This is a genomic window from Tolypothrix sp. VBCCA 56010 (genome assembly GCF_050875635.1).
Lineage (GTDB): Bacteria > Cyanobacteriota > Cyanobacteriia > Cyanobacteriales > Nostocaceae > Hassallia.
In genome coordinates this window covers 1-10,906 of sequence record NZ_JBPAOH010000203.1, presented here as the reverse complement: position 1 = coordinate 10,906, position 10,906 = coordinate 1, and the positions used below count along the sequence as shown (strand labels likewise).

Sequence of the window (10,906 nt, the reverse complement as noted above, 5' to 3'; positions counted from 1 at the left end):
AAAATATATTTTGAATGTCTGCAATCGATTTTTTCTCAATCCAAGTTGCAACTAAACCAAAGTATCCCCGGAAATTATTGTTAACGGCTCTACCCAATCTGCCGTTACTTCCAGTGCTTAAAGAATCTGTATTGGTGTTCGCACCAATTTTTACCCCATTGTTCCAAATTTCTTTACCTCTACTGTTGTTGCTAACTATCCAAATAGTAGATTTAAAACCATTGGTGTAACCCTCATTTGAAATACCTGCCGGATGGGAGTCCTAGAGATTATATCAATTTTCGCGCTCGGACTCGTAAGGCGGCACCGGACGGAAAACGTCAAACCCGCATCTGTATTTGTACATGCAGTTTTGAGAGAGTCATTGCTTTACTACAAGCCAAAGTCAAATTCAAGAAAGGATGTTTTGCGATCGCACACAAGATAAACCAATAACCCTAAGGTGGGCTGACATGATTCTCCGCGCAGCCGTTGAAAAAGCCGATCTTGCCGCCAAGGGCATCTCGACTCACAGCACCCGCCGGAGTTTCATAACTGGCGTTGCACCGCAACGGAACTGACTTGTACACCATCTTTGAAAATTACTCCTCACAAAGATTTTAAGGCTTTAGAGCGTTATGTGGAAATCGAAGCGCGATCGTCCGTCGCACTGCCTATAAGTTTTTTGAAAAAAAACTTCTCCCTTGTTCCAAAGGAACAAGGCAATTGTGCGAAGCACAATTGGGCTGTAGGACGCGCTACGCGATCGCGTCAAGGGGGCTATAGCTGCTTTATGAATAAACTGTTTTTAAGCATAGAGGACTTTTACGACAAGCTACAACAGGGAGAATTTGACGAACCGCTCGCACTAGTAAAACCAACCAGCTAAGACTGGCGGGAAATCCGGTTAAATCTGGTTGGTTAATTACAGTGTCTCATTCGCTGTCAAACACCAAAACCGAGGGGAGATAGCAGCCCCCTTATCCCAAAGACCTGCTGTGGTGGGAGATGGCGACAAACCAAGCCGCGAAACGTTATTCAAACTTCGTGCTGTTACTGTGCTGTAGCTACAGTCTGTAAAAAACCTATCTTTGGGCAGAATGCCCCAAGCCTTCATCCTATAAGTGGCGGGTGTAAGTGCGTGGCAACGTAGACTGCACGGGCAAGGCGGGAATAAGACCTGGGTGAAAATCCCTACGAGGTTAGTCGTTGGGGTAGTGTCTCGACGAACAGTTTCACACGCCTTTGTGTGTGTGTCTTTACACGATAGTAAGAAGTCTTTGAAGAGCGATCGCGCTTACTGAGTCGCATTTATCCGTTTGAGGCTTTTTTAAGTGCTGAGGGGAAACCATTGATTGAATATGAAGTGAAGGAGGTTAAGAAAGTCGAGAACGAGCGCCGCGACGGGGTGAACATAATTAAGCGATCGCCCGGAGATATCAAACGGACCAAGCGCAACCGCTCTCGCGATGCATTTAAAATGCGGATCAAGATGGGGACAGTGCTGGAACAATCGGGTGACGAATTGGTAGAAAAAGCCTCAGGTGGGCGCGCTGTGTCGAATGGCTTTATGGCAGTATGTTTTGTGCCAAGTTGAGACTGGGAAGCTAAAGCCCAATTTAGTCACAAAGCGACTTTTAGACTACAAAAACGCTTTGAAGAATCTCACAACCCCTCAAGGCAAGCAGCTACTAAATGGCAAGCACTTGCAGGGTAAACTTATGGCGAAAGTTGCAAATATGCTTTTTGATGAATTGGTCAAAGCACTAGCACATACAACGCTCCTAGAGTGAAGCAATGGTTAATCAAACATACACGGCTGATGTTTTAGTTGTCGGTGGGGGAACCGGCGGAACTGCTGCTGCAATCCAAGCAGCACGAAGAAATGTAAAAACTATCCTGGTGAGCGAATTTCCTTGGTTGGGGGGAATGCTGACTTCAGCCGGGGTATCTGCACCCGATGGTAATGAATTAGAAGCATTTCAGACAGGTTTATGGGGTGAATTTTTGCGAGAATTGCGTTCTCGACAGCCAGGAGGACTAGACAATAGTTGGGTAAGCTTTTTTAGTTACGATCCGCGCATTGGGGCGGCGATTTTTGCCGATTGGGTGCGAGAATTACCAAATCTGCATTGGATTGCTGGCAAAGTTCCCTTAGAAGTTTTGCGACAAGGAGATTGTGTTACTGGGGTTCGCTTTGCTGATTTTACTGTCAAAGCTAAGATTATTCTCGACGGTACAGAATTAGGAGATTTATTGGCTTTGGCGGAGATACCTTATCGCTGGGGTTGGGAATTGCAATCTGAATGGGCAGAACCAAGCGCCCCAGCAAATTATAATTATATCACAAAAAAATATCCGGTGCAAGCGCCGACTTGGGTTGTGATGATGCAAGATTTTGGTGAAGAAGTCGCTCCAGAAATTGCCGGTGCACCCAATGAAGATTTATCAATGTTTGCAGGCGCTTGGGATGATTATGGTGCCGAGAAGTTTTTGAATTACGGACGCTTACCGGGGGGGCTGTTGATGATGAATTGGCCCATCTGTGGCAATGACTACGGTAAAGAAGTCGGGCGTTTGATAGAAAAAGAGACATCAAGAAGTGAGTTTTTACAAGAATGTCGCTGGCACAGCCAAAATTTTGCCCATTTTATCCAAAATCAGCTAGGTCATCGCTACGGCTTGGCAGAACAAGTTTTTCCCGAATACCGAAATTCCAGCACGGCTTACGCCCTACATCCCTACTACCGGGAAAGCCGCCGTTTGGTGGGACTAACTACTGTGCGAGAACAGGATATTTTGCCGATCGCTTTTGGTAGAGTAGCATCCTTAAATATCGAAGCGATCGCCATTGGTAATTACGCCAATGACCACCATTATCCCGGAGTCAACTACCAGCTACAACCCAAATCTATCCGCTGGGGGGGACGTTGGACAGGAACTCCCTTTACAATTCCTTACCGTTGTCTAATTCCTGCCCAAACGGATGGTTTATTGGTGTGTGAAAAAAATATCTCTGTATCGCATATCACTAATGGCGCAACGAGATTGCAACCTGTGGTGATGGGCATCGGTCAAGCGGCAGGAATGGCAGCTGCTATGTGCGTTGAGTTGAACATTCAGCCGAGAGATTTACCTGTGAGAATGCTGCAAAATGCTTTGTTGCAAGACTTACATTCTCCGGCTACAATCGTTCCATTATTCAATTTACCGCCCGATCATCCGGAATGGCTGGACTGGCAACTGTATTACTTAGACAACCCAGATGCTTATCCAGCTACTGGAAATTGTCCCATTTCATCTAATATTAAGTACAATTACTTGGAAAATAAATACGTACAATCACTTAATAAAGAATATTTCCGGGGCATCTTCCATCGCCTAGATCGGCAAGATTACAGATTTAGCATCACCACAGCAACTCAAAACCAATTGCCTTTACCAATTGTGACCTTGCGATCGCATATAGACGAGCAACTGCAAAATTTTGTTGATAAGCAACCGCTACAAATTTGCGGTTCCTGGAATCGTGCTGGTAATTGGTTATTAGTTGAACATATTGAAAAATAATCATGGCATTTTTTTCAGTCAAAAACGTTGCTTTTGTCAAAATGTCCGGACGCAGAAAAAAAAACTAAGTATAAGTGAAGTGGAGAGTTCCAAAATAGACACTTGTTATGCGTGCAACTATTTCACTTCTAATTACTAGCTTAGTATTCGGCTCCTTAGCTTTTAACTGTCAAGCGATGGCAAATCGCTTATCTAATCTGTTCCTATCCTATGATGATTCAGAACAATTTATATCGGTGAAACCCAAGCCCAAACCCAGAACTAACCAACCAGAGCAGCCAATACCTCATCGGGGTAGCGGACGCAGAGAGTTAATGCAATATGTCGGTCAGACATATCCTGCTGTTTAACAACTATAAGGGAAGGTAACTTGTTAAAGCGACAATTTTCTTGTAGCAAGAAAATCTTCATCGAGTTAAACAGGGTGTTATGTCAAAATATTTGATACATACACCCTTAGTACATATATAGCAGTAGAGATACAAAAACGGGCAGCGATCGCTCAGTACTTCGTCAGTAAGCTTCTGTATACATACGAGAGTCGTAAACCTTGCCTGAAAACGCGAAGCAACCTAGCTTCACGGCAAGACAGCATCAAAAGTTTTTCAATTACAACAATAATCGAAAAATTCCCAGCTCAACTTCAACTTATCTAGAAACGAATCTCATTAAAACTATCAGTTAAGCTTTAGTAGCTCGAGCTGCTTTGATATTTGCAATGTTGTTCGTTCTAGAAAATACCATTTCACGATCGCAACACATATAAATATAGAGACGTAGCATTGCTACGTCTCTACAAAAACCCTGCAAGGATTGTTTTATGATTGCTTAGTCTTTTCTGTGCCCTTAATGCCGTTAAGGAACATCGGCACGAATTTATCCATAAACGCTTGTGGATCGCGCTGCCAAGCCTTTTGTGCCGCCATAATTCTGGTAAACTGCAAGTCAGGTGCTAACAAAGTCTGCGGTAAGCGCTCCATTAAATACTGGGGACGTTCCCAAACAGGCATTGTGTTTGCCACTTCTACCAAGTTGGCAACTCGGCGCAATTCCGCTCCTAAGGTGATATCCATTCCGGATTCAAACGCTGCTTGTTCAATTGCTGCATATTTCCGCTTTGCCTTTTCCACCTGTTGTTGATGTTCTGGACTCTTGCGGGCAATTTCTGCTAACCAACGATTACCCCAGCGGACGTGTCCTGCTTCTTCTGGCAGGATTTTCTCAATCGTTTCCCGAATTTTAATATTTTCTTCGGTTTGCGGTGCTTGCTTGAGAGCGTAAATGTGTGCTGAGAAATATTCGCAACCTCGTTTTTCAGTGACATTAATCGCTGCGAGGGAAGAAATCAGAAAATCATCAAGGTCTTTAACTGGATCTTTTTGGTCGCTGTCTAAGAGCCTTTCAAATTCGTTGATGTAGGATGAACCAGGGGGAGTTCCCACATCACTTTTCAACTCCACCAACAAATCAGTTAGCCACATGGCGTGACGAGCTTCATCTGAGATATGATGTGATAAATCTCGGACTAATTCTGGTGGTTTGCCGTTAAGTAGTTCAATTAAATCAGTAAGGTCTTTGCAGCTGCGTTGTTCGCTGTAACGGTAGCGGTTGAGGGTGATTAAATGAATTTCGCGATCGCTCACTACCCGATTTAAGATATCTCTCGCACCCAAAGCATTCTGAAATTTACGTGGGTAAGCAACAGTCATAGTTTTTATAGAGTTTTGTAAACCGCTATTTTTGATAGTAGCTTAGTACTAGCTCGGTTGATCATTATAACGTGTAGCGATCGCCCTACCTTTATTGGTGGAAAAACGTAGAGCGATCGCGCGTGCTGCAAATATCCGCAAAAATGTTATGCTGGCTTGCGAGCAATCAAATACTTACTCATAAAGTGGACTTGCATCTCAATATTCTCAAAACCCGCTTTTTCTAAACGCTCCACCAGATTATCTGTGGTGTAATTCTTGTAGTAAGGTTCGTGGAAAGTTTCATGGAAGTTTTCCATGATTGGTTCCATTTCCGGAGAATCGCTCATCTGAATTGAATCACAGATAATAAACACCCCACCTGGTTTTGTCACCCGGAAGCATTCCTCAATTACCCGCTGACGTACCGTCGGGGGTAACTCATGGAAAAGGAAAACAGAAGTGACAGCATGGAAATAGTTATCTAAATAAGGTAACTCTTCCGCATTAGCTTGTAAGAGTTGCGGTAACTCCCCTGGTATTTGGGATAACAGTTCTATAGCCTTACGCAAATAAGCCGGCGATAAATCTGTACCATACAAAGACGCTTGAGACAAAGCAGCGCGAATCAACTTTATGGTGCGACCTGTACCACAAGCTACATCTAAAATACGTATTTGCCGAGGTGACACATCACTAAAAACTTTTAGCCCTTCCTTCAAAGGAGCGAGAATCCGGCGTCGCATCGCATCCGCAGAGCCACCAAAGAGAATTTCTACCTGCAAATCATACAAATTAGCTGAGTAATCACTCAAGTAGCCGTCAGTTTGGTGATGGAAGTTCTGCACATAATAGCTGGGATAACCCTCAATATCTACATTTTGGGAAAATTCTTGATATTTCTTTTGGTTACCCCGCTCCCAAATTTGGGGTAAATCTAACCACACAGCTGGATAGTAGCGGAAAAAGTCCAACCACGGGTTATCAAATAGTAAGCTTGTAGGATACATCCCCCGTTCAGCATCTTCCCAATCAACTTCAAGTAAGTTATTTAGCCTTTGTTGAACTTTGAATAAAAGCTCAGTTGGGATGGGTTTGGTCTGGTGCTGACTGGGAGAAATGAGATTCATTAAGCGTGTGCTTAAAATTTTGTGTGCCAGACCAAAGTAATTTTTACCTTGCTGAAAAGTCTGATAAGTCAGTTTGGTCAAAGTGTCAGACATGAGTGAGAATGGCTGGAATTATTTTACCTGTAGTACTTTGTTGTAAATAATTGTAAAAATTTTCTCATCAATCTTCAGAAAGATGCGGACTAAAGGATGAAGTGTCAAGTCTGAAGTCTGAAGTCAATCTGAGCGGATTATTTGATCGCGAAGCTTTTAGCCGTTCACCCTAGAAGGGTGTCGGGCTTCGTAGTGGCATTACTTTACCTCCTAAATATTAAGTTTTATTGCAAACAGGCATTTTGTAACTTTGGTTACAGATTTTCTTGATATAGTAGTAACGTAGATGAAAAACGAATCTATAAATCATTAAAACAATAAAGAGGAATTTGATATGTCTACCCAAGAAAAAGCGCGTGCTTTGATGATGCGTCATTACCAGCTGGTCAAGAATCGTCAACAATCGATGCTGGAACGTGTTGGTGAAGAACTTGGTCTTCCTGCTGGCGAAGCATCCCACTACTGGAACCCGATTCAAGGCAAAATAGAACCTACCGTTCGCATGACTTACGATCGCAGCAATGCCACAATGAGCTAGGGACTGGGGACTGGGGACTGGGGACTAGAAATGAAAATAACCCTGACAGCTAATCAAAAAAAAGCCACCTTTAGCGGTGGCTTAATTATGTTCTCAAATATCGTATTTAGGCTGACTGAGGATTGCTATTTTAAACAACTTATCCCTAGTCCCTAGTCCCTAGACCCTAGTCCCTAGTCCCTAGAATTTAACAATCGTAGTAAAGACCAAATTCGTAAGGATGAGGACGCAGACGCATTGGGTTAACTTCGTTATCTAACTTGTAAGAAATCCAAGTTTGAATGAAGTCTTCAGTAAACACACCTGGTTCTGTTAAGAAAGCATGATCGTTTTCTAATGCTTCCAAAGCCAATTCTAAAGAACCGGGTGTAGAAGGAACCTTAGCCAGTTCTTCTGGCGAAAGTTCGTAGATATTCTTATCTAGAGGTTCACCTGGATCGATTTTGTTCTTGATACCATCTAAACCAGCACAAAGCATCGCAGCGAATGCCAAGTAAGGATTAGAAGTCGCATCCGGACAACGGAATTCTAAGCGTTTTGCTTTGGGGTTATTGCCGGCAAGAGGAATACGGATAGAAGCTGAACGATTACCTTGGGAATAAGCTAAGTTTACAGGTGCTTCATAACCAGGTACTAAGCGCTTGTAAGAGTTTGTGGTGGGGTTGGTAATTGCCAACAGTGCGGGTGCGTGTCTGAGGATACCACCTATGTAATGCAGCGCGATTTCGCTCAAACCAGCGTATTTATCGCCTGCAAATAAAGGTTGACCGTCTTTCCAGATAGATTGGTGACAGTGCATCCCAGAACCGTTATCGCCGAAGATTGGCTTGGGCATGAAGGTAACGGTTTTGCCGTATTTCTTGGCAACGTTCTTGATGACATATTTGTAAGTCATCAGCCAGTCAGCAGCTTCGATTAATTTACCAAAGCGGAAACCGAGTTCGCATTGTCCACCGCTTGCGACTTCGTGGTGCTGTTTTTCAATGGGTACGCCGCATTTTGCCATTGTCAGCAGCATTTCTGTGCGGATGTCTTGGAAAGTGTCGGTGGGGGGAACTGGAAAGTAACCTTCTTTGAAGCGCGGTTTATAGCCGAGGTTGGGACCTTCTTCTCTACCGGAATTCCAACGACCTTCTACAGAGTCTACATAATAGTAGCCGGAGTTAGCGTTTTGGTCAAAGCGGACATCATCAAAGATGAAAAATTCAGCTTCTGGACCAAAGAAAACAGTGTCACCAATGCCCGAAGAAACCACGTAGTCTACTGCTTTTTGGGCAATAACGCGGGGACAGCGATTGTAAGGTTCACCTGTACGCGGTTCTTGGATGCTACAAATTATACTCAGTGTTGGCTCTGCCATGAACGGATCGATCCAGGCTGTGTTCGGGTCGAGAACCATTGCCATGTCTGATTCGTTGATCGCTTTCCAACCCCGAATACTCGAACCGTCGAAAGGTACACCCTCAGAAAATGAACTCTCATCAATTTGGTTATGAAACACCGTGAGGTGCTGCCAAGTTCCTGGCGTATCGATGAATTTCAGATCGATCATCTGAATGTTGTTGTCCTGAATCATCTTCAAGACTTCTTGTGGGGTTGTCATGGTTACTCCTTGTATGCTTATTTACTAAGGTAGAACTGAAATTTTCAATGCATTCTGACCCTGCTTGGTGAAACCAAATTGTGAGATACCTGGAATATCCTAAAGATAGGACATTAGGTAATTTTGTTGCATAAGCTACAAAAACTCATGATTAAAGTTTATATTTACCTTTGCTTAACCAGTTTCACAAAACTTAACAGTTCATTTCACAGGGTCAACTTTGACATAGAATCCTTTAAGTAGCTGATGGATTACTTTTTGTGCTGAGACTTTTGCCGTAGCACAAAAAATTTATAGGCGCATAAAAGCAGCCAGATAAATATCAAACCATAAATAGGATTGATTGGAGAAAAAGGAATGCGGGATGCAGTAACAAGTTTAATTAAGAATTATGACGTAGCTGGACGGTATTTTGACCGGAATGCGATCGACAGTCTCAAGTCTTACTTTGAAAGTGGTACAGCACGAGTACAAGCAGCTGGGGCAATTAATTCTAATGCGGCGTCGGTTGTCAAACAGGCTGGTTCTCAGTTATTTGAAGAACAGCCGGAGTTGATTCGCCCCGGTGGAAATGCTTACACTACTCGTCGCTATGCGGCTTGTCTGCGGGATATGGATTACTATTTGCGCTACGCTACTTATGCGCTGGTTGCTGGTAGTATGGATGTTCTAGATGAGCGGGTGCTGCAAGGGCTGCGGGAAACTTACAATTCTTTGGGTGTGCCTATTGGTCCGACGGTTCGCGGTATCCAGATTATGAAGGATATTATTAAGGAGCAAGTGGCGGCGGCTGGTGTTACCAATACTGCTTTTTTGGATGAGCCTTTTGATTATATGACGCGGGAGTTGAGCGAGCAGGATATTTAGTTTTTATTCGGGGTTCGCCTCAGAAGATAAAATAGAGCGAGTTTCTTTTGGAGACTCGCTTTTTTACGAACCGCGAAGGCGCGAAGGACACGAAGGAAGAAAAAAGACTCCTGATGCGAATAACTCTTTCCTTGGCTTCCTTGGTGTCTTGGCGGTTCGTTTTAGGTATTCTTTTATCGGGAAGGGAGTAGTTGGTTAAGCAGCGATTGGATATGTTATTGGTGGAGTTAAATTTGTGTACTTCCCGCGCTTTGGCGCAACGGTTGATTCAAGCGGGGGAGGTGACTGTTAATCAACAGGTTGTGGATAAGGCGGGGACGGTGGTTGATGTCGCGGCAGATATTAGGATTAAGGAGCGATCGCGTTTTGTCTCTCGTGGCGGTGAGAAGTTGGCGAAGGCTTTAGAATTTTTTAATATTTCTGTGTCAGGACGGGTTTGTTTGGATGGCGGTATTTCGACGGGAGGCTTTACTGATTGTCTTTTGCAAGCTGGGGCAAAGCTAGTTTACGGGGTTGATGTGGGTTACGGTCAAGTTGATTGGGGTTTGCGAAATGATTCGCGGGTGGTTTTGCGGGAACGCACTAATTTACGACAACTGCAACCGCATGAGTTATATGGTGAGGCACAAAAAGCTGATTTGGCGGTGGTGGATGTTTCGTTTATTTCTCTAACCAAGATTTTGCCTGCTTTGTGGGAGTTAACTCAATCTCGCCGAGAAGCAGTTTTACTGGTGAAGCCACAATTTGAGGTTGGGAAGTCCCGTGTGGGGAAAAAAGGCGTTGTTCGTGATTCTGGCGACCAAGCTGATGCAATTTTTCAGGTTTTGCAAGCTGCTCAAAATATAGGATGGAAGTACAAGGGTTTAACTTGGTCGCCGATCGCTGGTCCTGCTGGGAATATTGAATATCTTTTGTGGCTGGATATGGAAAGCGAAACACCACCGCCTGATTTAGAAGCTGTTCAGCAAGTTACAAAGTCTGCTGTTGCTGAATTGAGGGGCTAGGGATTAAACGTCGTAGATTAAACACTCTACTGCTTCTGGATTGCTATCGCAGTAGTTTTCTAAAGAAGATTTGCCTTTTGTTTTTTGGTTTTTGTGAGATTTCTCTGCTTGCAATTCTTCGACGATATCCCAAGCTACAGCGCAGTTAGCAGAATTGCTACCGTTTAAATCGCAGGTTTCACGGGCTTCTGTAATTGCGTCATAAATTGCTTCGTCTATAGTTTTGGTTTGATTCTTGACGGATTCAACAGCAGCCTGGACTACGTTTGAGATGTCAGCCATGATACTTACCTTTGTGTGTTGGTTTATAAATCGACTGCGAGCTTCTGAATTATTTCAGGTGCTTAATTTCTAGTTTAGACGTGCCTCACATAAAATGCCGGTAGGAAAACCGTCCATGCATTTCGGAAAGGTGAGGGGGGAGGGGGGAGGGG

General features: G+C 43.8%; 12 protein-coding genes. 7 read left to right on the top strand and 5 right to left on the bottom strand.

What is annotated here, in order from left to right; translation table 11 throughout:
- The first annotated feature begins 574 nt into the window (after window positions 1-574).
- Complete coding sequence (locus AABK37_RS37225) at window positions 575-868, top strand: hypothetical protein (protein ID WP_432556475.1); 294 nt, start codon at window positions 575-577, stop codon at window positions 866-868.
- A gap of 36 nt (window positions 869-904) precedes the next feature.
- Here AABK37_RS37225 and AABK37_RS37220 read toward each other — a convergent pair whose 3' ends face one another.
- Window positions 905-1,096, bottom strand: a complete 192-nt coding sequence (locus tag AABK37_RS37220) for a hypothetical protein (protein ID WP_432556474.1) — start codon at window positions 1,094-1,096, stop codon at window positions 905-907.
- Window positions 1,097-1,330: 234 nt separating this feature from the next.
- On the opposite strand from AABK37_RS37220, the gene AABK37_RS37215 reads away from it, so the two are divergent.
- The 3 genes from AABK37_RS37215 (at window position 1,331) to patX (ending at window position 3,899) form a co-directional block, all read left to right on the top strand.
- Window positions 1,331-1,576, top strand: a complete 246-nt coding sequence (locus AABK37_RS37215) for a hypothetical protein (RefSeq protein WP_432556473.1) — start codon at window positions 1,331-1,333, stop codon at window positions 1,574-1,576.
- 200 nt (window positions 1,577-1,776) lie between these two features.
- Window positions 1,777-3,549 (top strand): FAD-dependent oxidoreductase, encoded by a 1,773-nt coding sequence (locus tag AABK37_RS37210; protein WP_432556472.1) that lies wholly within the window; start codon window positions 1,777-1,779, stop codon window positions 3,547-3,549.
- Window positions 3,550-3,656: 107 nt separating this feature from the next.
- Window positions 3,657-3,899 carry a heterocyst-inhibiting protein PatX gene (patX, locus tag AABK37_RS37205; protein ID WP_432556471.1) on the top strand — a complete coding sequence of 81 codons (243 nt, stop codon included), beginning with the start codon at window positions 3,657-3,659 and terminating at the stop codon, window positions 3,897-3,899.
- 468 nt (window positions 3,900-4,367) lie between these two features.
- On the opposite strand, the gene AABK37_RS37200 is transcribed toward patX, so the two are convergent.
- Together AABK37_RS37200 and AABK37_RS37195 are read right to left on the bottom strand one after the other, a co-directional pair.
- Complete coding sequence (locus AABK37_RS37200) at window positions 4,368-5,258, bottom strand: ferritin-like domain-containing protein (RefSeq protein WP_432556470.1); 891 nt, start codon at window positions 5,256-5,258, stop codon at window positions 4,368-4,370.
- A 146-nt stretch (window positions 5,259-5,404) separates the two neighbouring features.
- Window positions 5,405-6,460, bottom strand: coding sequence for a class I SAM-dependent methyltransferase (locus AABK37_RS37195; protein WP_432556469.1), 1,056 nt, complete (start codon window positions 6,458-6,460; stop codon window positions 5,405-5,407).
- A 334-nt stretch (window positions 6,461-6,794) separates the two neighbouring features.
- Here AABK37_RS37195 and AABK37_RS37190 point away from each other — a divergent pair, with 334 nt between their 5' ends.
- Window positions 6,795-6,998, top strand: coding sequence for a hypothetical protein (locus tag AABK37_RS37190; protein WP_432556468.1), 204 nt, complete (start codon window positions 6,795-6,797; stop codon window positions 6,996-6,998).
- Window positions 6,999-7,185: 187 nt separating this feature from the next.
- On the opposite strand, the gene glnA is transcribed toward AABK37_RS37190, so the two are convergent.
- Window positions 7,186-8,601, bottom strand: coding sequence for a type I glutamate--ammonia ligase (gene glnA / locus AABK37_RS37185; RefSeq protein ID WP_432556467.1), 1,416 nt, complete (start codon window positions 8,599-8,601; stop codon window positions 7,186-7,188).
- A gap of 357 nt (window positions 8,602-8,958) precedes the next feature.
- Here glnA and apcB point away from each other — a divergent pair, with 357 nt between their 5' ends.
- Entirely contained in the window at window positions 8,959-9,468 is a 510-nt protein-coding gene (apcB, locus tag AABK37_RS37180; protein ID WP_432556466.1) for an allophycocyanin subunit beta, read from the top strand.
- Between the two features lie 191 nt (window positions 9,469-9,659).
- A complete protein-coding gene (locus tag AABK37_RS37175; RefSeq protein WP_432556465.1) occupies window positions 9,660-10,472 on the top strand; it encodes a TlyA family RNA methyltransferase in 813 nt (270 codons plus the stop codon).
- Between the two features lie 3 nt (window positions 10,473-10,475).
- Here the strand turns inward: AABK37_RS37175 and AABK37_RS37170 are convergent, their stop codons facing one another.
- A complete protein-coding gene (locus AABK37_RS37170) occupies window positions 10,476-10,754 on the bottom strand; it encodes a Calvin cycle protein CP12 (RefSeq protein ID WP_432556464.1) in 279 nt (92 codons plus the stop codon).
- Window positions 10,755-10,906 lie beyond the last annotated feature (152 nt).